This is a genomic window from Pseudomonas fluorescens (assembly GCF_002022275.1).
GTDB classification, from domain to species: domain Bacteria; phylum Pseudomonadota; class Gammaproteobacteria; order Pseudomonadales; family Pseudomonadaceae; genus Aquipseudomonas; species Aquipseudomonas fluorescens_AJ.
In genome coordinates this window covers 182,117-203,214 of sequence record NZ_MSDF01000021.1, presented here as the reverse complement: position 1 = coordinate 203,214, position 21,098 = coordinate 182,117, and the positions used below count along the sequence as shown (strand labels likewise).

21 protein-coding genes are annotated in these 21,098 nt (G+C 60.0%); 4 read left to right on the top strand and 17 right to left on the bottom strand.

Annotation, left to right across the window (positions count from 1 at the left end):
- The first annotated feature begins 43 nt into the window (after nt 1–43).
- Both BFW87_RS18165 and pdeM read left to right on the top strand, forming a co-directional pair.
- The gene (locus BFW87_RS18165; protein ID WP_078741120.1) at nt 44–2,524 is read left to right on the top strand and encodes a ligase-associated DNA damage response DEXH box helicase; all 2,481 of its coding nucleotides are present in this window, start codon (nt 44–46) and stop codon (nt 2,522–2,524) included.
- The gene (gene pdeM / locus BFW87_RS18160) at nt 2,524–3,174 is read left to right on the top strand and encodes a ligase-associated DNA damage response endonuclease PdeM (protein WP_078741119.1); all 651 of its coding nucleotides are present in this window, start codon (nt 2,524–2,526) and stop codon (nt 3,172–3,174) included. The genes BFW87_RS18165 and pdeM overlap by 1 nt, the downstream gene beginning before the upstream one ends.
- A gap of 30 nt (nt 3,175–3,204) precedes the next feature.
- Here pdeM and BFW87_RS18155 read toward each other — a convergent pair whose 3' ends face one another.
- On the bottom strand, nt 3,205–3,402 hold the full coding sequence (locus BFW87_RS18155) for a hypothetical protein (RefSeq protein WP_078741118.1): 198 nt from the start codon (nt 3,400–3,402) through the stop codon (nt 3,205–3,207).
- 106 nt (nt 3,403–3,508) lie between these two features.
- Complete coding sequence (dcd, locus tag BFW87_RS18150) at nt 3,509–4,075, bottom strand: dCTP deaminase (protein ID WP_017137166.1); 567 nt, start codon at nt 4,073–4,075, stop codon at nt 3,509–3,511.
- 389 nt (nt 4,076–4,464) lie between these two features.
- Between dcd and BFW87_RS18145 the strand changes: the two genes are divergently transcribed.
- Nucleotides 4,465–4,674, top strand: a complete 210-nt coding sequence (locus tag BFW87_RS18145) for a cold-shock protein (protein ID WP_002554837.1) — start codon at nt 4,465–4,467, stop codon at nt 4,672–4,674.
- 201 nt (nt 4,675–4,875) lie between these two features.
- Here BFW87_RS18145 and rpoS read toward each other — a convergent pair whose 3' ends face one another.
- The 8 genes from rpoS to BFW87_RS18105 all read right to left on the bottom strand — a co-directional run bounded on the left by rpoS (nt 4,876) and on the right by BFW87_RS18105 (nt 12,008).
- The gene (rpoS, locus tag BFW87_RS18140) at nt 4,876–5,886 is read right to left on the bottom strand and encodes an RNA polymerase sigma factor RpoS (protein WP_078741117.1); all 1,011 of its coding nucleotides are present in this window, start codon (nt 5,884–5,886) and stop codon (nt 4,876–4,878) included.
- Nucleotides 5,887–5,992: 106 nt separating this feature from the next.
- Nucleotides 5,993–6,835, bottom strand: a complete 843-nt coding sequence (locus tag BFW87_RS18135) for a peptidoglycan DD-metalloendopeptidase family protein (protein WP_078741116.1) — start codon at nt 6,833–6,835, stop codon at nt 5,993–5,995.
- Nucleotides 6,836–7,044: 209 nt separating this feature from the next.
- Nucleotides 7,045–7,680, bottom strand: coding sequence for a protein-L-isoaspartate(D-aspartate) O-methyltransferase (locus BFW87_RS18130; protein ID WP_010176736.1), 636 nt, complete (start codon nt 7,678–7,680; stop codon nt 7,045–7,047).
- Between the two features lie 41 nt (nt 7,681–7,721).
- Complete coding sequence (gene surE / locus BFW87_RS18125; RefSeq protein ID WP_078741114.1) at nt 7,722–8,471, bottom strand: 5'/3'-nucleotidase SurE; 750 nt, start codon at nt 8,469–8,471, stop codon at nt 7,722–7,724.
- The gene (gene truD, locus BFW87_RS18120) at nt 8,459–9,517 is read right to left on the bottom strand and encodes a tRNA pseudouridine(13) synthase TruD (protein ID WP_078741113.1); all 1,059 of its coding nucleotides are present in this window, start codon (nt 9,515–9,517) and stop codon (nt 8,459–8,461) included. Before truD ends, surE begins: the two co-directional genes overlap by 13 nt.
- Complete coding sequence (gene ispF / locus BFW87_RS18115) at nt 9,514–9,987, bottom strand: 2-C-methyl-D-erythritol 2,4-cyclodiphosphate synthase (protein WP_078741112.1); 474 nt, start codon at nt 9,985–9,987, stop codon at nt 9,514–9,516. The genes truD and ispF overlap by 4 nt, the downstream gene beginning before the upstream one ends.
- 54 nt (nt 9,988–10,041) lie before the next feature.
- Nucleotides 10,042–10,887: an S-formylglutathione hydrolase gene (fghA, locus tag BFW87_RS18110; RefSeq protein ID WP_078741111.1), complete on the bottom strand. Its 846-nt coding sequence runs from the start codon at nt 10,885–10,887 to the stop codon at nt 10,042–10,044.
- 8 nt (nt 10,888–10,895) lie between these two features.
- Nucleotides 10,896–12,008: an S-(hydroxymethyl)glutathione dehydrogenase/class III alcohol dehydrogenase gene (locus tag BFW87_RS18105; RefSeq protein ID WP_078741110.1), complete on the bottom strand. Its 1,113-nt coding sequence runs from the start codon at nt 12,006–12,008 to the stop codon at nt 10,896–10,898.
- A gap of 109 nt (nt 12,009–12,117) precedes the next feature.
- On the opposite strand from BFW87_RS18105, the gene BFW87_RS18100 reads away from it, so the two are divergent.
- Nucleotides 12,118–13,014 (top strand): LysR substrate-binding domain-containing protein, encoded by an 897-nt coding sequence (locus BFW87_RS18100; protein WP_078741109.1) that lies wholly within the window; start codon nt 12,118–12,120, stop codon nt 13,012–13,014.
- A 128-nt stretch (nt 13,015–13,142) separates the two neighbouring features.
- Here the strand turns inward: BFW87_RS18100 and ispD are convergent, their stop codons facing one another.
- From ispD to BFW87_RS18065, 7 genes are all read right to left on the bottom strand, one after another.
- Nucleotides 13,143–13,850, bottom strand: coding sequence for a 2-C-methyl-D-erythritol 4-phosphate cytidylyltransferase (ispD, locus tag BFW87_RS18095; RefSeq protein WP_078741108.1), 708 nt, complete (start codon nt 13,848–13,850; stop codon nt 13,143–13,145).
- A complete protein-coding gene (gene ftsB / locus BFW87_RS18090) occupies nt 13,847–14,125 on the bottom strand; it encodes a cell division protein FtsB (protein WP_078741107.1) in 279 nt (92 codons plus the stop codon). The genes ispD and ftsB overlap by 4 nt, the downstream gene beginning before the upstream one ends.
- 184 nt (nt 14,126–14,309) lie before the next feature.
- On the bottom strand, nt 14,310–15,599 hold the full coding sequence (eno, locus tag BFW87_RS18085) for a phosphopyruvate hydratase (RefSeq protein WP_078741106.1): 1,290 nt from the start codon (nt 15,597–15,599) through the stop codon (nt 14,310–14,312).
- Nucleotides 15,600–15,756: 157 nt separating this feature from the next.
- Complete coding sequence (gene kdsA / locus BFW87_RS18080) at nt 15,757–16,602, bottom strand: 3-deoxy-8-phosphooctulonate synthase (protein WP_065877156.1); 846 nt, start codon at nt 16,600–16,602, stop codon at nt 15,757–15,759.
- A 5-nt stretch (nt 16,603–16,607) separates the two neighbouring features.
- Nucleotides 16,608–18,239, bottom strand: coding sequence for a CTP synthase (locus BFW87_RS18075; RefSeq protein WP_078741105.1), 1,632 nt, complete (start codon nt 18,237–18,239; stop codon nt 16,608–16,610).
- A gap of 273 nt (nt 18,240–18,512) precedes the next feature.
- The gene (gene tilS, locus BFW87_RS18070; RefSeq protein ID WP_078741104.1) at nt 18,513–19,832 is read right to left on the bottom strand and encodes a tRNA lysidine(34) synthetase TilS; all 1,320 of its coding nucleotides are present in this window, start codon (nt 19,830–19,832) and stop codon (nt 18,513–18,515) included.
- 193 nt (nt 19,833–20,025) lie between these two features.
- Nucleotides 20,026–20,973, bottom strand: a complete 948-nt coding sequence (locus tag BFW87_RS18065; RefSeq protein WP_078741103.1) for an acetyl-CoA carboxylase carboxyltransferase subunit alpha — start codon at nt 20,971–20,973, stop codon at nt 20,026–20,028.
- Nucleotides 20,974–21,098 lie beyond the last annotated feature (125 nt).

The following is a 21,098-nucleotide window of genomic DNA, read 5'->3' as shown; positions in this document are numbered from 1 at the left end:
TGGAGGGTCTCTGAAAGAGAGCCTCCAGAGCGTCAGCTGCCGAATGGCAAAACCCGTCGACTTCGCCAAAAAATGGTTTGCCGCCAAAGGCTGGAAGCCGTTCGCCTTCCAGAAAGCCGTGTGGGCAGCGGTCAAGGACGGCCAGTCCGGCTTGCTGCATGCCAGCACTGGCGCCGGTAAAACCTACGCTCTGTGGTTTGCTGCCCTCAATCGTTTTGCCATCACTCGCCCGCCTGTCGCTTCCAAACGCAAACTACCCGCCGAACCGTTGACGGTGCTGTGGATCACCCCAATGCGCGCCTTGGCGGCGGACACCGCACGCGCCCTTGAGGCGCCATTGGAGGCGCTGCAGATTCCCTGGAGTGTCGGCCTGCGCACCGGCGACACCAGCAGCAGCGAACGCGCACGCCAGACCCGGCGCCAGCCGACCGCGCTGGTCACTACCCCGGAGAGCCTGACGCTGATGCTCGCACGTGCCGACAGCGAAGTGAGCCTGGGCCACCTGCGCATGGTGATCGTTGATGAGTGGCACGAACTGATCGGCAATAAACGCGGCGTGCAACTGCAATTGGCGCTGGCGCGGCTGCGGCGCTGGCATCCTGAATTAATGGTGTGGGGGATTTCCGCGACCCTGGGTAATCAGGCCCACGCGTTGGAGGTATTGGTCCCACAAGGTGACGGGATCAATGTGCAAGGGCAGACCGCCAAGCAGTTGCTGGTCGACACCCTGTTGCCACCGGTCACTGAGCGCTTTCCATGGGCCGGGCATATTGGTTTGAAGATGCTGCCGCAGGTGGTCGCCGAGGTGGATTCCAGCAGCAGTTGCCTGGTGTTTACCAATACGCGGGCGCAGTCGGAGATCTGGTATCAGGCAATACTGGACGCGCGCCCGGATTGGGCGGGGCTGATTGCCTTGCATCACGGTTCACTGTCGCGCGAGACCCGCGACTGGGTGGAGCGGGCGCTGAAAGAGGGTCAGCTCAAGGCCGTGGTGTGCACGTCCAGCCTGGATCTCGGAGTGGATTTTTTGCCCGTGGAGCGAGTATTGCAGATCGGCTCGGCCAAAGGTGTGGCGCGCCTGATGCAGCGCGCCGGGCGCTCAGGGCATGCACCAGGGCGACCGTCGCGGGTGACGCTGGTGCCGACCCACAGCCTGGAATTGATCGAAGCGGCCGCCGCCCAGGACGCCATTGCCCAGCGACGCATCGAAGCGCGGGAATCGCCCTACAAGCCGTTGGATGTACTCGTACAGCATTTGGTGAGCATGGCCTTGGGCGGCGGGTTTACGCCTGACGCGTTGCTGTCGGAAGTGCGCGGTGCCTGGGCCTATCAAGACCTTAACGATGAAGAGTGGGCCTGGGCGCTGGGGTTTGTGCGCCATGGCGGGCTGTCGCTTACGGCCTATCCGGATTACCGCCGGGTCGAGCCCGACGAGCACGGCATCTGGCGCGTGCCGGATGCGCGGTTGGCGCGGCGCCATCGCATGAGCGTCGGCACGATCGTCAGCGATGCGAGCATTCAGCTGAAATTCTGGAGCAAGGGCGGCGGCGGCAAGAATTTGGGCAGTGTCGAGGAAGGTTTTATCGCACGGCTCAAACCCGGCGATGGCTTTCTATTCGCCGGGCGGTTGCTGGAGCTGGTGCGAGTGGAAAACATGACCGCCTATGTGCGCCGCAGTACCGCGAAGAAGGCCGCCGTGCCGCGCTGGAATGGCGGGCGCATGCCGCTCTCCAATGAGCTCGCCCAGGCGGTGGTCGAGCGCTTCGATGCGGCAGCGCACGGGCGTTTCGAAGGCCCGGAGATGCAGGCGGTGCAGCCGTTGTTGCAGACGCAATTGCGCTGGTCCGGCCTGCCGACACGCGAACACTTGCTGGCCGAAGCGCTGAAATCGCGGGAGGGCTGGCACTTGTTTCTCTATCCCTTCGCCGGACGCCAGGTGCACCTGGGGTTGGCGAGTTTGCTGGCGTGGCGGGTCAGTCAACGCCAGCCGGTGACCTTTTCGATTGCCGTGAATGATTACGGTCTGGAGCTGTTAAGTGCCACTCTGGTGGACTGGCCGGCCTTGCTCGACGAGGCATTGCTGAGCGCGGACAACCTGCTGGAGGACGTTGCCGCCAGCCTGAACGCCGGGGAGCTGGCCCTGCGTCGCTTCCGGGAAATCGCCCGCATCGCCGGCCTGGTGTTCGCAGGCTACCCTGGCGCGCCGAAAAGCACTCGGCAGGTACAGGCTTCGAGCGGGCTGTTCTTTGAAGTGTTCAAGCAGTACGACCCGCAGAACCTGTTGCTGACACAGGCGGGGGAAGAGGTCCTGCGCGAGGAGTTGGATATTCGCAGGCTGGAAGAGACATTGCGCCACTTGTCGGCGCTGAAACTGGACCTGCATGTAATCGACCGGCCGACGCCTCTAGCCTTCCCGCTGTTGGTGGAGCGGATGCGTGAAAGCATGAGTTCGGAAAAACTCTCGGAGCGCATTGCGCGGATGGTCAAGGATCTGGAAAAAGTCGCGGATAACGGGAAGCGTTGATGCATTACCCACTGACCCTTGAAGGGGAAGCGCTGCTGTTGCTGGCGGACAAGGCCGTTTACTGGCCGGCGCGCAAATGCCTGTTGATTGCCGATGCGCATTTTGGCAAGGCGTCGGCCTATCGCAGCCTGGGGCAGCCAGTACCGCAAGGCACCACCACTGAAAACCTGTCGAAGCTGGACCGGCTTCTGGCAGCGTTTGAATGCGAGGAAGTAGTCTTTCTCGGTGATTTCCTGCACGGCCCGGGCTCACACGCCAGTGGCACGCTGAACGCGCTCAGAGCCTGGCGTGAACGCCATCCTGATGTCGCCATGACGCTGATTCGCGGCAATCACGATAAGCGTGCAGGCGATCCACCCGCCGACTTGAGGATTGAGGTCGTCGGTGAGCCCTTGCTGATGGGCCCTTTCGCGCTGCAGCATGAACCTGATCCCCACGCCAGCCATCATGTGCTGGCCGGGCATGTGCACCCGGTGTACCGCTTGCGCGGCAAAGGGCGCCAAAGCTTGCGCCTGGCGTGCTTCCAGATTGGCGCACGCGTCAGCTTGCTGCCGGCGTTCGGTGCGTTTACCGGGGGGTATCAGGTAGAACAGCGCGACGATCGGCAGATCTATGTGATCGGCGATCAGGAAGTGTGGTCAGTCCGCTGACGGACTGACCCAGTGACCGGCCCAGCCGCGTCAGGCGACAGGTGCAGGTGGCGGCTCATCCGGAATGGTCGGCACTCCGGGTTCGGTGGGCTGCGGGTAATCTTCGTCAGGTTGGCCAGGGATGCCGCCGGCATAAGCAGGATCGGCCATCAGGGACCAGGCCAGAACACCAATCTGGTTGGGTTCAAGCCGGGCGAGTTCGGCGCTGATTCGCGGGTTGATCTTCATAAGTACTCCTCAAGCGTGGCTCGACGCGTTTTGCACGCGCCGAGGCAGTACACCCAATAGAGTCACTTCCCGCAGACAAATTCCCTTAACGTGTAAGACCTTTCGATCAAGCGCGTGGGAGGGTGACGCCGCGCTGGCCCTGGTACTTGCCTGCACGGTCTTTGTAGGACACTTCACAGGCCTCGTCGGACTGCAGGAACAGCATCTGCGCCACGCCTTCGTTGGCGTAGATCTTGGCCGGCAACGTGGTGGTGTTGGAGAATTCCAGGGTTACGTGCCCTTCCCACTCAGGTTCAAGCGGCGTCACGTTGACGATGATGCCGCAGCGCGCGTAGGTGCTCTTACCCAGGCAGATGGTCAGCACGTCGCGGGGAATACGAAAGAATTCAACGGTGCGCGCCAGGGCGAAGGAGTTTGGCGGGATGATGCACACGTCGCTTTTGACGTCGACGAAGCTCTTTTCGTCGAAGTTCTTCGGGTCGACAATGGCCGAATTGATGTTGGTGAACACCTTGAATTCATCGGCACAACGCACGTCGTAGCCATAACTGGACACACCGTAGGAAATCACCGGGGCAGCGCCTTCGCCACGAATTTGGCGCTCTACGAAGGGTTCGATCATGCCGTGTTCTTGCGCCATGCGGCGAATCCACTTGTCCGATTTGATGCTCATGGCGGGTGTCCTGAATAGCGAGGTGGAAAAATTCTGTCTGGCATCTTACCGGGGCCGGCGTTGGGGTTCAAAGGGCGCGGGGGATTTCTTGATGAATGCGCGGCCCTCTATAAGCCACAGCCAGTGGGGCCGGGACCCGGCTTACCGCTCGCAGTGACCGTAAATACCACCGCCAGTCACGAAAATAGAGAAACCTTCGGAAATACCATTGGCACGTTCCGGAAAAAGGGTTAAGGTGGCGCCACTGTGCTGCTTGTGTCACTGAGAATCTCTACACGATATGTTGAATTTCGATCCAACCATCTCCAAGAATTTTTCCTGCTCTTTGCACTCAGTCTCGGCCAGGGCTTTTCCTGAGTCGCAGTTAACTTTGTCCAAGGAGATACACCATGTCTAATCGCCAAACTGGTACCGTTAAGTGGTTCAACGATGAAAAAGGCTTCGGCTTCATCACTCCACAATCCGGTGACGACCTGTTCGTTCACTTCAAAGCTATCCAATCCGACGGCTTCAAAAGCCTGAAAGAAGGCCAACAGGTTTCTTTCATCGCTACCCGCGGTCAGAAAGGCATGCAAGCTGAAGAAGTTCAAGTTATCTAACTTGTACTGACTTAGTCGAAAAAACCCCGCCCTTAAAAGCGGGGTTTTTTTATGCCGATCGTTCCCATGCTCTGCGTGGGAATGCAGCCAGGGACGCTCTGCGTCCCAAGGCCTGACGCAGAGCGTGGGAACGATCAGCGAACAGCAAAACGCCCGGTGCATCTTCATGCACCGGGCGTTTTCATGCCTGCTTACGCGTCGTTACTGGAACAACGACTCACTCGACAAGCCATTCTTCTCAAGGATCTCACGCAAGCGCTTGAGGCCCTCCACCTGAATCTGCCGCACCCGTTCACGGGTCAGGCCAATCTCCAGGCCTACATCCTCCAGGGTGCTGCTCTCATGGCCACGCAGGCCGAAGCGGCGAATCACCACCTCACGCTGCTTGTCCGTGAGCTCCGACAGCCACTGGTCAATGCTTTGGGAAAGATCATCGTCCTGCAACAGCTCACAAGGGTCTGTTGGACGATCATCCGTCAGGGTGTCCAGCAAGGTTTTATCCGAATCCGGACCCAGCGAGACATCGACCGAAGACACACGCTCGTTCAGGCCGAGCATACGCTTGACCTCCCCTACCGGTTTTTCCAGCAGGTTGGCGATTTCTTCAGGCGAAGGTTCATGATCGAGTTTTTGAGTAAGCTCACGCGCTGCCCGCAGGTAGACGTTAAGCTCTTTGACCACGTGGATCGGCAACCGGATCGTGCGGGTCTGATTCATGATCGCCCGTTCGATGGTCTGGCGAATCCACCAGGTGGCATACGTGGAGAAGCGGAAGCCCCGCTCAGGGTCGAACTTCTCCACCGCCCGGATCAAGCCCAGGTTGCCTTCCTCGATCAGGTCCAACAGAGACAGGCCACGATTGACATAGCGGCGGGCGATTTTCACCACCAGACGCAGGTTGCTCTCAATCATGCGCTTGCGCCCAGCCGGATCGCCCTTTTGCGACAAGCGCGCAAAATGGACTTCTTCTTCGGGGGTCAGCAGAGGGGAAAAGCCGATTTCATTGAGGTACAGCTGGGTCGCGTCTAGCGCCCGCGTGTAGTCAATGTACTTGTGTTGCTTTAATGCGGTGGAGTTCTTGGATTTGGTGCGAACTGAAGGTGCAGCAGACCCTTCATCATTCGACATCGATTCCTTTTCGGTGAGAATCTCCATTTCAAGGAGAACCTCATCGTCGATGTCAAACTCCGGCGCTTCTTTACTGAGAGCCATTGTTATAGTCCTTTGGTGAGTTCGACCTCAAGCTCAAGCGGCGCCTTTATCCTTGGCAACGCTGGAGCCTGTTCCTTCTACGTGAGGGAACAGGCTGTGCAACACATCAACGACGGGGCAGGAATTGCAGCGGATCTACAGGTTTCCCTTGGCGGCGAATCTCAAAGTGCAGTTTCACCCGGTCTGTACCCGTTGACCCCATTTCGGCAATTGTCTGTCCGACTTTGACCTGCTGCCCCTCCCGAACCAACAGCCTACGGTTGTGGCCGTAAGCACTGACGTAGGTATCGCTGTGTTTGATGATGACCAGCTCGCCGTAGCCCCGTAAACCACTCCCGGCGTACACCACTGTCCCATCAGACGCAGCTAAAACAGGCTGTCCCAAATCCCCGGCGATATCAATGCCTTTATTCAAACTACCGTTTGAAGAGAATTTTCCAATTAATACACCGTTCGAAGGCCATCCCCAACCGGTCGGCGCAGGCCCTGCAGGTGGCAACGGCGCGGGTGCCGGCTTGCTCGCAACCGTAGGCGCGGCGGTGCCTGCAGGCCGGGTGATGATCGTGGTTTTGCTCGAAGACGAGGGCGAAGATCCGGTATTTGTCACAACTGCCACAGGCGCAGAACCGGTGCGCCCGTCGAACCGAATGGTTTGGCCAGGATGTATCGTATACGGCACAGGAATATTGTTACGAGTTGCGAGTGCCTTGTAATCCCAGCCATAACGGAAGGCGATGGAGAACATCGTGTCGCCTTTGCGGACCACATATTGCCCGGTGGTCACGGTGGGTTTCTGAGGCACGGCGCTGCTGTTACTGCGATCGACAACCCTGGCGCCACTGGATGGCGAACTGGAGCAACCCACCAATACGGAACTCAAGACAAGGCCAAGCACCAGTCGCTGAAAACTTGTTTTACTCATACGCTGCGCAAGACCTGTGAGACTCACCCGCCGCTCCCTTTGTGGTGGCTGAACATGAACGCCTGTACCAGGCTTGAAATATGTCGCAAGTATAACTGGGCATTGGCTTTTTACCGGCACACGACTGAAACGAAAAATTCATCGTGTTTAAAACTCATCGCCGATCATGTTGACTCAACTGACCCCGCCGTAAGACACATCCCCGCCAGCAGAATTCACTGCCCGCGAACAAATGATCAGGCCAGCGGGCCGTTGAGCAACGGTACGAATCGCACGGCGCCCAGTACGTGCCGTGAAAAGCCTTCTTCCTCACGGATAATGAGCATCAATTGTTGCACTTCGCCGGAGCCCACCGGGATGACCAGCCGGCCGCCAGGAGCCAGTTGGTCCAGCAACGCCTGGGGTACATCGGTGGCCACAGCGGTGACGATAATGCCGTTATAAGGCGCCAGCGCCGGCCAGCCTTCCCAGCCATCCCCCCAGCGGAACACCACATTGCGCAGGTTCAACTCCACCAGGCGCTCCTTGGCGCGGTCCTGCAGGACCTTGATGCGCTCCACCGAGAACACCCGCTCCACCAGTTGCGACAGCACGGCGGTCTGGTAGCCGGAACCTGTGCCGATCTCCAGCACCTTGTCCAACGGCCCCGCCGCCAACAGCAGCTCGCTCATGCGCGCCACCATATAAGGCTGGGAGATGGTCTGGTTGTGGCCGATGGGCAACGCGGTGTCTTCGTAAGCACGGTGCGCAAGGGCTTCATCGACAAACAGGTGGCGAGGCGTGCGCCGGATGACTTCCAGCACCTGAGCGTTGGACAAGCCTTCCTCGTACAGACGCTGAATCAAACGCTCGCGGGTACGCTGGGAGGTCATGCCGATGCCACGGCGCAGCATCTCGTCTTGTTCACGCCCCATCAACGCAGCCCCTCAAGCCAGCCATCGAGGCTACTGAAGGCATCACTGAAGGTGCGATCAAGCTGCAACGGGGTAATCGAAACATAACCTTGCATCACCGCATGAAAGTCCGTGCCGGGGCCGCCGTCTTCGGCATCGCCCGCTGCGGCGATCCAGTAACCTTCCTTGCCACGCGGATCGACCACCTTCAACGGCGCAGCCGCACGGGCACGATGCCCCAGGCGCGTCAGCTGGATGCCGCGAATATGGTCAAGGGGCAAATTGGGAACATTGACGTTAAGCACCGTGCGCGGCGGCAAGTTCAGGGAGCCGTGAGCCTCCACCAGCTTGCGCGCGAAATACGCCGCCGTCGCCAGGTTATCCAGTTGCCGCGAAGCAAAGGAAAAGGCGAACGCAGTACGGCCGAGGAAGCGCCCTTCCAGCGCCGCCGCTACCGTGCCGGAATACAACACGTCATCGCCCAGGTTGGCGCCGAGGTTGATACCCGACACCACGATGTCCGGTTCCTGCTCCAACAAGCTATTAATGGCCAGATGAACACAGTCGGTGGGCGTACCGTTCACGCTGATAAAGCCGTTGGCCAGAACCTGCGGGTGCAGCGGACGGTCGAGCGTCAGCGAACTGCTGGCGCCGCTTTTGTCCTGGTCGGGGGCGACCACCACGCACTCGGCATAATCCTGCAGCGCAGCATGAAGCGCAGCAAGGCCGGGGGCGGTCACCCCATCATCATTTGATATCAGAATACGCATGGGCTGTCCGTCTGCCCCACCGGCACCAGATCAACAAGCTCGCGCACCAAGACAGTGGCGAAGCATCCGGCCGGCAGGACGAATTCCAATTGCAGAATGTCAGGCCCGGGATAATGCCACGTCAACCCGCCAATGGGCAGTCGCAGAATGCGACGCTCCTGGCTCATGCCGGCATTCACCAGCCAATCGCGCAGGTCGGCTTCACTGGCAGCCACTGCCTGCTCAAGCGCATGGGTCGCCCCGGACGCCGGCGAGTCACCCTCGCCCCACTGCGGCCCGGTGGGGTGCAGGTCCAGAATCGCCAGACGCGGGTCGCTGCACTCAGCCTCGCCCGCCGGGAAAAAACTGCGGCTGTCGGTAAAGGCCAGCAGGTCGCCCACTTGCGCCCGCTGCCAGGACCCGTCGGCAACCCGTGCCGCCAGGACTTTGTTGAACAGGAAACTGCGCGCGGTGGACAGCAGCCGCGAACGCACATTGCGCTGCTCCGGCAACGCCTTGCGGGCGGCCCATTCGCGGGCGTCCACGACATTGCCGCCGTTGTGCCCGAAGCGCTGGGCACCGAAATAGTTGGGAATGCCGTGTTTGGCAATCAGCGCCAAGCGCGCATCGATGGCCGAGGCATCACCGGCGAACTGGGTCAGGCGCAACGTGAAACCGTTGGCCGAATGTGCGCCACGCTGCAGCTTGCGCTTGTGGCGAGCCATTTTGAGAATCTTGAGGGTGTCGTTTTCCGCGCCGCTCATGTCCGGGTCGGCCTTGCCAGGCAGCTGCACGCTGAACCACTGGCGGGTCAGCGCCTGGCGGTCCTTGAGCCCGGCATAGCTGACGGTCCGCAACGGTACGCCGGCGGCCTTGGCGATGCGCCGCGCCGCCTCTTCGGTGTTCAGACCGCGCTTCTCCACCCACAGCCACAAGTGCTCACCGTCGCCAGTCAGCGGAATATCCAGCACTTCATCGACCTGAAAATCTTCAGCCGTCGCCTTCAGTACCGCGCTGCCCAAAGCGTCGCCATAGGCACGCGGGCCCAACAATTCCAAATCATTCATGCGCGCAGCAACAACGCGACGGAGTGCACCGCGATGCCCTCTTCACGACCGGTAAACCCGAGCTTTTCGGTGGTGGTGGCTTTCACGTTGACTTGATCCAATTCAATTTGCAGGTCGGCGGCAATCAGTGCGCGCATCGATTCGATATGCGGGGCCATTTTTGGTGCCTGGGCGACGATGGTGTTGTCGACGTTGCCGACTTTCCAGCCCTTGGCGTGAATCAGACCGACCACATGACGCAGCAGGACACGGCTGTCCGCGCCCTTGAAGGTGGGGTCGGTGTCCGGGAAGTGCTTGCCGATGTCACCCAACGCGGCCGCGCCGAGCAAGGCATCGCTCAAGGCATGCAACACGACGTCGCCATCGGAATGAGCCAGCAACCCGTGGTGGTGCGAGATGCGCACGCCGCCAAGGGTAATGAAGTCGCCTTCGGCGAAACGGTGCACATCGTAGCCGTGGCCAATACGCATAAAAAAACGCCCCGATTTAATTCAGGGCGTGATTCTACCTACTTTTGCCTCACATTAACCGAGCAAAGCACGGCCATGGTGTCGCAAATGGTCTTCGATGAAGCTGGCGATAAAGAAGTAGCTGTGGTCATAGCCCGGCTGCAGGCGCAGTTCCAGCGGATGGCCCGCCGCCTTGGCCGCTTGTTGCAGGGCTTCGGGCTTGAGTTGCACGGCAAGGAAATCATCACGATCACCCTGGTCCACCAGCAATGGCAGCTTTTCCGAGGCCTCGCCTATCAGCACACAGGCATCCCACTCGCGCCATTTCGAGCGCTCCTCACCCAAGTAGCGGGAAAAAGCTTTCTGGCCCCACGGGCAATCCATCGGGTTGTTGATCGGCGAAAACGCCGACACCGACTGGTAACGCCCAGGGTTGCGCAAGGCGCACACCAGCGCGCCATGCCCGCCCATGGAGTGGCCGCTGATGCCACGTTTGTCTGAAGCAGGGAAATGCGCTTCAACCAAAGCAGGCAATTCCTGCACCACGTAGTCATGCATCCGATAGTGCTTGGCCCAAGGTTCCTGGGTGGCATTCAGGTAAAAACCCGCGCCCAGGCCGAAGTCATAAGCGCTTTCCGGATCATCCGGCACACCCGGCCCACGCGGGCTGGTGTCCGGCGCGACGATGATCAAGCCCAATTCGGCAGCCATGCGATGGGCGCCAGCCTTCTGCATGAAGTTTTCATCGGTGCAGGTCAAACCGGACAGCCAGTACAGCACCGGGAGCTTACCGCCCTGCTCCGCTTGCGGCGGCAGGTACACGGCGAAGGTCATGTCGCAACCCAGCACATCGGAATGATGTTTGTAGCGTTTATGCCAGCCACCGAAGCTCTTCTGGCACGACAGGTTTTCCAGACTCATGGCCGACCTCAGAAGTGGATGACGGTACGAATGCTCTTGCCTTCATGCATCAGATCAAACGCTTTGTTGATGTCTTCCAGGCCCATGGTGTGGGTGATGAACGTGTCCAGCGGGATCTCGCCGGTCTGGGCCATTTCCACATAGCTTGGCAATTCGGTACGCCCGCGCACGCCACCAAACGCCGAACCGCGCCAGACGCGACCGGTGACCAACTGGAACGGACGGGTGGCGATTTCCTGGCCTGCACCGGCAACACCGATGATCACCGACTCGCCCCAGCCTTTGTGGCAGCACTCAAGAGCGGCGCGCATCAGTTGCACGTTGCCGATGCATTCGAAGGAGAAGTCGACACCGCCGTCGGTGAGGTCGACGATCACGTCCTGGATTGGGCGATCGTAGTCTTTCGGGTTGATGCAGTCGGTAGCGCCCAGTTGCTTGGCAATCTCGAACTTGGCCGGGTTGATGTCGATGGCAATAATGCGACCGGCCTTGGCCTTGACCGCGCCGATCACCGCCGACAGGCCGATGCCGCCCAAACCGAAGATGGCCACGGTGTCGCCCGGCTTGACCTTGGCGGTGTTGATCACGGCGCCAATGCCGGTGGTGACGCCGCAACCCAGCAGGCAGACTTTTTCCAGCGGTGCATCTTTAGGAATTTTGGCCACGGAAATTTCCGGCAACACGGTGTACTCGGAGAACGTCGAGGTGCCCATGTAATGGAAAATCGGCTGCCCCTTGTAGGAGAAACGCGTGGTGCCATCGGGCATCAAGCCTTTGCCTTGGGTCGAACGGATGGCCTGGCACAGGTTGGTCTTGCCCGACAGGCAGAATTTGCACTTGCCGCATTCCGGGGTATAGAGCGGGATTACGTGGTCACCGACGGCCACCGAGGTGACGCCCTCGCCGATCGCTTCAACCACCGCCCCGCCTTCATGGCCAAGGATCGACGGGAAGATGCCTTCCGGGTCTGCGCCCGACAGGGTGTAGGCGTCGGTATGGCACACGCCGGACGCGACCACCCGCAACAGCACTTCGCCTGCCTTGGGCATGGCCACGTCCACTTCAACAATCTCGAGGGGCTTCTTGGCTTCGAAGGCTACGGCGGCGCGGGACTTGATCATCCGGGTTTCTCCAGGGAGTTAAAAACTGAGGCGGTGAGTGTAAAACATGGCTGACTGATGAATAATCCAGACGAAAGCAAAACTTTATTGCTGTACAGGGATAATCACCATGCTGGAGAACCGCTGGGAAGGCATCGATGAGTTCGTGGCGGTTGCCGAATGCAGCCAGTTCACGGCAGCGGCCGAGCGGCTGGGGGTGTCTTCGTCGCACATCAGCCGGCAGGTGGCGCGCCTCGAAGAACGCTTGCAAACGCGACTGCTGTATCGCAGTACCCGCAAGGTGACCCTGACCGAAGCCGGCCAAACCTTCCTGCAGCATTGCCAGCGCCTGCAGGACGGCCGCGAAGAAGCGCTACGCGCAGTCGGCGACCTCACCAGCGAACCCAAGGGCATGTTGCGCATGACCTGCGCCGTGGCTTACGGCGAGCGGTTTATCGTGCCGCTGGTGACGCGATTCATGGGGCTCTACCCGCAATTGCGTGTGGATATCGAGCTGAGTAATCGCCAGCTGGACCTTGTACACGAGGGCCTCGACCTGGCGATTCGCCTCGGACGCCTGCAAGACTCACGCATGGTTGCCAGTCGCCTCGCGCCCAGGCGCATGTATCTGTGCGCGTCGCCGTCCTACCTTGAGCGGTACGGGCGGCCACATAGCTTGTCGGAATTGAGTCGGCATAACTGCCTGATCGGCAGCTCGGATATCTGGCAACTGGCCCAGGACGGGCGCGAGTTTTCCCAGCGGGTGCAGGGAAACTGGCGGTGCAACAGCGGGCAGGCGGTGCTGGATGCCGCGCTGCAGGGGGCTGGGTTGTGCCAGTTGCCGGATTATTACGTGCTGGAACACTTGCACAGTGGCGCATTGGTGTCGTTGCTGGAGGCGCATCAGCCGCCGAACACGGCGGTGTGGGCGTTGTATCCGCAGCAGCGGCATTTGTCGCCGAAGGTGCGCAAGCTGGTGGATTTTTTGAAGGTGGGGTTGGCGGAGCGGCCGGAGTACAGCCGTTGATGATGGGATGCCCGGGCGGGCCTCATCGCAGGCAAGCCAGCTCCCACAGTTGATCACCTTTTCCTCAAACAACTCAGTCAAATGTGGGAGCTGGCTTGCCTGCGATGAAGCCAACGCGGTTTAACCGACTACTGCCGGTTAGCCCACCGCAACCGCAACCACTCCAGATCTTCCGGCCGGGTCACTTTGATATTGTCCGAACGCCCTTCAATCAATCGCGGCGCCTGGCCGGACCATTCCATCGCCGAAGCCTCATCGGTAATCACCGCATCCGCCACCAGGCTGTCGGCCAACGCGCGGTGCAAGGCACCGAGGCGGAACATCTGCGGCGTGTAGGCCTGCCAGATCACACTGCGATCCACGGTTTCTACCACACGGCCGTGCTTATCGACGCGCTTGAGGGTGTCGCGAGCAGGAACGGCCAGCAGGCCTCCGACCGGATCATCCGCCAGCTCTGCCAGCAGTTTGTCGAGGTCATCGCGGCTCAGGTTGGGCCGCGCCGCGTCGTGCACCAGCACCCAGTCATCGTCGCCGGCGCCCAGAGCGTTGAGTTGCAGCAGCGCGTTTAGCACCGAACCCGAGCGCTCGTCGCCGCCGTCTGCACGCACAATACGCGGGTCGTTGGCGCACGCCAGGTTCGGCCAATAGGGATCATCGATAGCAAGACTGACCACCAAGCCCTTAAGCGAGGGGTGGCCGAGAAAACAGCCGAGGCTGTGTTCGAGAATGGTGCGCCCGCCCAGTTGCAAATACTGCTTGGGACGGTCCGCGGCCATACGGGCACCAACGCCCGCGGCAGGAATCACGGCCCAGAAGGCCGGCAGAGAATCGATCATTGGGCCAACTGGTAAAGGGTTTCGCCGTCCTTGACCATGCCCAACTCATGGCGAGCCCGCTCTTCAACGGTCTCCGTACCTTTTTTCAGCTCAAGCACTTCGGCGTCGAGGACGCGATTACGCTCCAGCAGAATCTCGTTTTCGGCGTGCTGGTCGGCAATTTGCTGGGTCAGCTCTTTGACCTGCGCAAAGCTGCCATTACCGACCCATAGGCGGTACTGCAGGCCAGCCAGCAACAAGAGCAAGACGAGGAACAACCAATTGGGACTGCGCATCGAAATCCGGGTATCCAGTAAAAAAAGACAGCCATGCAAAACTTTTGCAGCAACTGATAGCACGAAGCCTGGAAGAACCAGGCTTGTGCTTGATAGCCATCAGATTAGCGTCGAAATACACACCGTTGTGTTTTTTCCGACGCAATCCGCAGACTTTTTACCATGCCTTTCCATCCAGTAGCGATCAGCCGCGAAACTCGCTGCGGCCGTTGTACTTGGCTTTACCTGCCAGTTGCTCTTCGATACGCAGCAATTGGTTGTACTTGGAAACGCGGTCGGAACGGCACAGGGAACCGGTCTTGATCTGGCCCGCCGAGGTGCCTACGGCCAAGTCGGCAATGGTCGAGTCTTCGGTTTCGCCGGAGCGGTGGGAGATCACGGCGGTGTAGCCCGCGGCCTTGGCCATCTGGATGGCTTCCAGGGTTTCGGTCAGGGTGCCGATCTGGTTGAACTTGATCAGGATCGAGTTGGCGATCTTTTTGTCGATGCCTTCTTTCAGGATCTTGGTGTTGGTCACGAACAAATCGTCGCCGACCAACTGGATTTTCTCGCCGATCTTGTCGGTCAAGACTTTCCAGCCTGCCCAGTCGGACTCATCCAGGCCATCTTCGATGGAGATGATCGGGTAACGCTCGGTCAGGCCTTTCAGGTAATCAGCGAAACCTTCAGAGGTGAACACGTGGCCTTCACCGGCCAGGTTGTATTTACCGTCATCGTAGAACTCGCTGGCCGCGCAATCCAGGGCCAGGGTCACGTCGGTGCCCAGCTTGTAGCCAGCGTTGGCCACCGCTTCCGAGATCACTTTCAGTGCGTCTTCGTTGGACGCCAGGTTCGGTGCAAAACCACCTTCGTCACCGACTGCAGTGCTCAGGCCACGAGCCTTCAGCACAGCTTTGAGGTGATGGAAAATCTCGGTGCCCATGCGCAGGCCTTCGGAGAAGGTCTTGGCGCCAACCGGCTGCACCATGAATTCCTGGATGTCGACGTTGTTATCAGCGTGCTCGCCACCGTTGATGATGTTCATCATCGGAACCGGCATCGAGTACACACCCGGGGTGCCGTTCAGGTTGGCGATGTGGGCGTACAGCGGCAGGTCCTGGTCCTGTGCAGCAGCCTTGGCAGCGGCCAGGGACACGGCGAGGATGGCGTTGGCGCCCAGGCTGCCTTTGTTTTCGGTGTTGTCGAGCTTGATCATCGCGTGGTCCAGGGCTTTCTGGTCCAGCGGGTCCTTGCCCAGCAACAGGTCACGGATCGGGCCGTTGATGTTGGCTACGGCCTTGAGTACACCTTTGCCCAGGTAACGGCTCTTGTCGCCATCACGCAGTTCCAGCGCTTCGCGCGAACCGGTAGAAGCACCGGACGGCGCGCAGGCGCTGCCGATGATGCCGTTATCGAGAAGCACGTCGGCTTCGACGGTGGGGTTGCCACGGGAGTCGAGAACTTCACGACCTTTGATGTCGACGATTTTTGCCATTGTTGTAAACACTCCAAAGTTGACGAAAACGACGCAGCTGAAGGAAATCTTTTGACCGACCGCAAGGGTGGAACAACGGGGCAGGCTTGCAGGCGACAAGGCTCAGGCCCGCAGGCCTGAGCGTAAAACGAGGGAAAGTCTACCGGAGAAACGCGGCTTACGCGGTCTCTACCGTCGGAAAACTCTTGACCAGTTCGTCCAACTGCTTCAACTGGGCCAGGAATGGCTCCAGCTTGTCCAGGCGCAGGGCGCATGGGCCGTCGCATTTGGCGTTGTCCGGGTCCGGGTGGGCTTCCAGGAACAGGCCCGCCAGCGACTGGCTGAGGCCGGCCTTGGCCAGGTCCAGTACCTGGGCACGCCGCCCGCCCGCCGAATCGGCGCGACCACCGGGCATTTGCAGCGCGTGGGTCACGTCGAAGAACACCGGGTATTCGAACTGTTTCATGATGCCGAAACCGAGCATGTCCACCACGAGGTTGTTGTAGCCGAAGCTCGAGCCGCGCTCGCAGAGGATCAACTGGTCGTTACCCGCTTCCACGCATTTGTTCAGGATGTGTTTCATTTCCTGGGGCGCGAGGAACTGGGCTTTCTTGATATTGATCACCGCGCCGGTCTTGGCCATGGCGACGACGAGGTCGGTCTGGCGCGACAGGAAGGCCGGCAACTGGATGATGTCGCACACCTCGGCGACCACGGCAGCCTGCTCAGGCTCGTGGACGTCGGTGATGATTGGCACGCCGAAGGCTTGCTTGATGTCCTGGAAGATCCGCATGCCTTCTTCAAGGCCCGGGCCGCGATAGGAGGTCACGGACGAACGGTTGGCCTTGTCGAAGCTGGCCTTGAATACGTAAGGAATACCGAGTTTCTCGGTGACCTTGACGTACTCTTCACAGACCTGCATCGCCATGTCGCGGCTTTCCAGCACGTTCATGCCGCCAAACAGCACCATGGGCTTGTCGTTGGCAATCTCGATGTCGCCTACGCGAATGATCTTCTGGGCCATCAGGTTTACGCCTTCTTCTGATGTTGCGTCAGTGCAGCTTTAACGAAACCGCTGAACAACGGGTGACCGTCGCGCGGGGTCGAGGTGAACTCAGGGTGGAACTGGCAGGCCACGAACCACGGATGATCCGGCGCCTCGACCACTTCAACCAGCTTGCCGTCACCGGAGCGACCGGAGATTTTCAGGCCGGCTTCTTTGATCTGCGGCAGCAGGTTGTTGTTCACTTCATAGCGGTGACGGTGACGCTCGACGATCACGTCCTTGCCGTAGCAATCGTGAACCAGCGAACCCGGCTCCAGCAGGCAGTCTTGCGCACCAAGGCGCATGGTGCCGCCCAGGTCGGAGGTTTCGGTACGGGTTTCGACGGCGCCGGTGGCATCTTCCCACTCGGTGATCAGGCCCACGACCGGGTGGCCGCTGGTGTGATCGAACTCGGTGGAGTTGGCGTCTTTCCAGCCCAGCACGTTACGGGCGAACTCGATAACGGCCACCTGCATGCCCAGGCAGATACCCAGGTACGGCACCTTGTTTTCACGGGCGTATTGCACAGCAGTGATCTTGCCTTCCACGCCGCGCAGGCCGAAACCGCCTGGGACGAGGATCGCATCAACGCCTTCGAGCAAGGCTGTGCCCTGGTTCTCGATGTCTTCGGAATCGATGTAGCGCAGGTTGACCTTGGTGCGGTTGCTGATACCGGCGTGGCTCATCGCTTCGATCAGCGACTTGTACGCGTCCAGCAGCTCCATGTACTTGCCGACCATGGCGATGGTGACTTCGTGCTCAGGGTTGAGCTTGGCGTCAACCACCGCTTCCCACTCGGACAGGTCCGCGCCGTTGCATTGCAGGCCGAAACGCTCGACCACAAAATCGTCCAGGCCTTGCGAGTGCAGGATGCCCGGGATTTTGTAGATGGTGTCGGCGTCTTCGAGCGCGATCACCGCACGTTCTTCAACGTTGGTGAATTGCGCGATCTTGCGACGCGAGGAAATGTCGATTGGATGATCGGAGCGGCACACCAGCACGTCCGGCTGCAGGCCGATGGAACGCAGTTCCTTGACCGAGTGCTGGGTAGGCTTGGTTTTGGTTTCGCCGGCAGTGGCGATGTACGGCACCAAAGTGAGGTGCATCAGCATCGCGCGCTTGGCGCCGACTTCGAAACGCAGCTGGCGGATGGCTTCGAGGAACGGTTGGGACTCGATGTCACCCACGGTGCCACCAATCTCGACCATCGCCACGTCGGCATCGCCTGCACCCTTGATGATGCGGCGCTTGATTTCGTCGGTGATGTGCGGAATCACCTGGATGGTTGCACCCAGGTAGTCACCACGGCGCTCTTTGCGCAGCACGTGCTCGTAGACACGGCCGGTGGTGAAGTTGTTGTTCTGGGTCATGGTCGTGCGGATGAACCGCTCGTAGTGGCCCAGGTCCAGGTCGGTCTCGGCGCCGTCGTGTGTGACGAACACTTCACCGTGCTGGAACGGGCTCATGGTGCCCGGGTCAACGTTGATGTACGGGTCCAGCTTGAGCATGGTGACCTTAAGTCCCCGCGCCTCCAGGATGGCCGCCAATGAAGCGGAGGCAATGCCTTTCCCCAATGAAGAAACAACACCGCCCGTGACGAATATGTAGCGCGTCATGAAAAACCCTAGAAGTCTGCGTTAAAGCGGTCCGAGCCGCCGGGGAAAGCGAAGGAAGGCCGAAGCCCCCGATCACCTGCATTAATCACAGTGCACCTTTCAAAAAAACCGCCGCGTGGTGACAGACCAGCAATGAAACACCGGTACGTTGATCGCTACACATTTTTTGGAATCGCCCAGCAAAGACTGCTTGGTAATCGGCAACGACTGCGATTCAGGCGAATCCACAGAAGTTGTATCAAGAAGGGAGCGTAGTCTACCGGAAAGGCTCTATCAGCTCAAACCTTGATCGCACGTCTGTGGCATCCAATGTAATTGCCAGCCATCCGACGAACCGGCCCATAGCCCCGCAAGGGTTGGCACAGCCAGCAATTGCTCGCCCCGATACAGCAGCGGCAATCTGCCACGGATGAACCTCGGCAGCGCACTTTCGTTAAGCAGGCGCTTCAAGTCACGCCGGCCACGACCTGGCACTTCGATGGTTTCGCCGCCCTGGCGATAACAGATCTGCAGGGGGCCTTCAGGGGCCGTGCCAATAAAGTTCAGCTGGCCATTGCCGGGTAACTCTAGTGGGTTTTGCGGGTGCTGCCAGCTCACTGACACGTCGGAAAATTCCGACCACAAGGTGGGTAACCACCAGATGCGCTCGCCACAACGGTGCAAATCACCGTCAGCAAGGCGCCAGAGGGGCTGTGCGTCGCCTTTCGCATCGCGCAGGGAATGCCAACTGGCCCAGTGGTCGCTGTCGGGTAACCGGGTAAGAGGCATCAGCCAGTGACGCAGGGCGTTGCGCTGGCGGGCGTCAGAGAGTTCGCGCAGTGAAGTCAGCGCCAAGGACGGCAAGGGTAACCACGGAAACGGCGAAGGCTGATGGGCGGCTTGCAGGTCCATTTGCGCCAGTTCATCCAGCAACGCTTGCGCTTCACTCAGGTGCTCGGCGGTACGCGCCAGACTTGAGACAGTCTGAGGCCAGCGCTCAGTCAGTGTTGGGAAAACGCGGTGGCGAAGGTAATTACGCGAGAACCGTGGATCGGCGTTGGAGGGGTCTTCGATCCACTTGAGCTGATATTCGTGGGCATAGGCCTCCAACTCGGCCCTCGATACATCCAGTAACGGGCGCACCAGATAACCGCCCGCCATTGGACGCTGTGCCGGCATTGCCGCCAAGCCTCGCACCCCCGCCCCGCGCAGCAGGCGAAACAACAGGGTTTCAGCCTGATCGTCGCGATGCTGGCCCGTGAGCAACACCTCCCCTGCCCCGGTCACCTCGGTGAACGCGTGATAGCGCGCGTCACGCGCGGCACGCTCAAGACTCGCGCCCGGCTGGACCTGCACGCGCATGACGCGCAGGGGCACGTTCAGGCTGTCGCATACCGACTGACAATGCTGTGGCCACGCATCAGCAACAGCTTGCAGGCCATGATGAACATGGACAGCGCTGAGCGGCGGCAGAATGTTGGTTTTGGCCAGACTGGCCAGGAGATGCAGCAGGACGGTGGAATCAAGCCCGCCGGAGAACGCGATATGCCAGGCCGGGGCATTGCGCCAGGGGGCCAGGGTTTGCAGGAGTTTGGCGGATAGAGCCGGCTTCATAACAAAGTACCGCCATCAATCTGGAATGCGATAACCCAGCATACACAAAGCAAATGTGGGAGCGGGCTTGTGTGGGAGCTTGGCTTGCCAGCGATGCAGTCAACTCGGTCTATCAGTTGCACCGAGGTGATGCTATCGCAGGCAAGCCAGCTCCCACACAAGCCAGCTCCCACATTGGGTTATTGCGTCGTGCTTAGAGACCGTAGCTCATCAGGCGCTCATAACGACGGGCCAGCAGCGCTTCGTTATCAAACTTCTTGAGCATCGCCAGTTGCGAGCCCAGTTCAGCGCGGATGCTCGCAGCAGCGGCAGCCGGGTCACGGTGCGCGCCGCCCAGGGGCTCGGCGATGACTTTGTCGACAATGCCCAGGCCCTTGAGACGATCGGCAGTGATGCCCATGGCTTCAGCAGCATCCGGGGCCTTTTCGGCGGTTTTCCACAGAATCGACGCACAACCTTCCGGCGAAATCACCGCGTAGGTCGAATATTGCAGCATGTTCAGTTGATCGCACACGCCAATGGCCAGTGCACCGCCGGAACCGCCTTCGCCAATCACTGTGGCAATGATCGGGGTTTTCAGGCGAGCCATGACGCGCAAGTTCCAGGCAATCGCTTCGCTCTGGTTGCGTTCTTCGGCGTCGATACCCGGGTAAGCACCCGGCGTGTCGATGAAGGTCAGGATTGGCATCTTGAAGCGTTCGGCCATTTCCATCAGGCGGCACGCCTTGCGGTAGCCCTCAGGGCGCGGCATGCCGAAGTTGCGGCGAACTTTCTCGCGCACTTCACGGCCTTTCTGGTGACCGATCACCATCACCGGCTGGTCGTCCAGGCGAGCGATACCGCCCACGATGGCCGCGTCGTCGGAGAAGTGGCGGTCGCCATGCAGCTCGTCGAACTCGGTGAAGATGTGTTGAATGTAGTCCAGGGTGTACGGACGGCGCGGGTGGCGAGCCAGGCGCGCGATCTGCCAGCTGGTCAGCTTGCCGAAAATGTCTTCGGTGAGCGTGCTGCTCTTGTCTTGCAGGCGAGCGATCTCATCGCCGATATTCAGCGAATTGTCATTGCCGACCAGGCGCAGTTCTTCAATCTTGGCTTGCAGGTCAGCGATCGGCTGTTCGAAATCAAGAAAATTCGGGTTCATAAGCGTCCGTCTTGGGTCGACGGCCAGGGCATGCCTGGCCAGCCGGTTGTCTATTCGCGCCCTACCTTAAGGGAGAGGCGCGTTTAGGTCGAGATTAAATGTTCAGCCGAGGTCAGACTTATCTG

What these genes read in the sequence shown, in the direction of transcription:
- ispD (WP_078741108.1), bottom strand. Translation starts at nt 13,850, where the DNA reads ATGATCGATTCTCTGCCGGCCTTCTGGGCCGTGATTCCTGCCGCGGGC.
- pdeM (WP_078741119.1), top strand. Translation starts at nt 2,524, where the DNA reads ATGCATTACCCACTGACCCTTGAAGGGGAAGCGCTGCTGTTGCTGGCG.
- BFW87_RS18100 (WP_078741109.1), top strand. Translation starts at nt 12,118, where the DNA reads ATGCTGGAGAACCGCTGGGAAGGCATCGATGAGTTCGTGGCGGTTGCC.
- eno (WP_078741106.1), bottom strand. Translation starts at nt 15,599, where the DNA reads ATGGCAAAAATCGTCGACATCAAAGGTCGTGAAGTTCTCGACTCCCGT.
- BFW87_RS18130 (WP_010176736.1), bottom strand. Translation starts at nt 7,680, where the DNA reads ATGACCTCCCAGCGTACCCGCGAGCGTTTGATTCAGCGTCTGTACGAG.
- ftsB (WP_078741107.1), bottom strand. Translation starts at nt 14,125, where the DNA reads ATGCGCAGTCCCAATTGGTTGTTCCTCGTCTTGCTCTTGTTGCTGGCT.
- BFW87_RS18155 (WP_078741118.1), bottom strand. Translation starts at nt 3,402, where the DNA reads ATGAAGATCAACCCGCGAATCAGCGCCGAACTCGCCCGGCTTGAACCC.
- surE (WP_078741114.1), bottom strand. Translation starts at nt 8,471, where the DNA reads ATGCGTATTCTGATATCAAATGATGATGGGGTGACCGCCCCCGGCCTT.
- tilS (WP_078741104.1), bottom strand. Translation starts at nt 19,832, where the DNA reads ATGAAGCCGGCTCTATCCGCCAAACTCCTGCAAACCCTGGCCCCCTGG.
- dcd (WP_017137166.1), bottom strand. Translation starts at nt 4,075, where the DNA reads ATGAGCATCAAATCGGACAAGTGGATTCGCCGCATGGCGCAAGAACAC.
- fghA (WP_078741111.1), bottom strand. Translation starts at nt 10,887, where the DNA reads ATGAGTCTGGAAAACCTGTCGTGCCAGAAGAGCTTCGGTGGCTGGCAT.
- kdsA (WP_065877156.1), bottom strand. Translation starts at nt 16,602, where the DNA reads ATGGCCCAGAAGATCATTCGCGTAGGCGACATCGAGATTGCCAACGAC.
- ispF (WP_078741112.1), bottom strand. Translation starts at nt 9,987, where the DNA reads ATGCGTATTGGCCACGGCTACGATGTGCACCGTTTCGCCGAAGGCGAC.
- rpoS (WP_078741117.1), bottom strand. Translation starts at nt 5,886, where the DNA reads ATGGCTCTCAGTAAAGAAGCGCCGGAGTTTGACATCGACGATGAGGTT.
- BFW87_RS18065 (WP_078741103.1), bottom strand. Translation starts at nt 20,973, where the DNA reads ATGAACCCGAATTTTCTTGATTTCGAACAGCCGATCGCTGACCTGCAA.
- BFW87_RS18145 (WP_002554837.1), top strand. Translation starts at nt 4,465, where the DNA reads ATGTCTAATCGCCAAACTGGTACCGTTAAGTGGTTCAACGATGAAAAA.
- BFW87_RS18105 (WP_078741110.1), bottom strand. Translation starts at nt 12,008, where the DNA reads ATGATCAAGTCCCGCGCCGCCGTAGCCTTCGAAGCCAAGAAGCCCCTC.
- BFW87_RS18165 (WP_078741120.1), top strand. Translation starts at nt 44, where the DNA reads ATGGCAAAACCCGTCGACTTCGCCAAAAAATGGTTTGCCGCCAAAGGC.
- BFW87_RS18075 (WP_078741105.1), bottom strand. Translation starts at nt 18,239, where the DNA reads ATGACGCGCTACATATTCGTCACGGGCGGTGTTGTTTCTTCATTGGGG.
- truD (WP_078741113.1), bottom strand. Translation starts at nt 9,517, where the DNA reads ATGAATGATTTGGAATTGTTGGGCCCGCGTGCCTATGGCGACGCTTTG.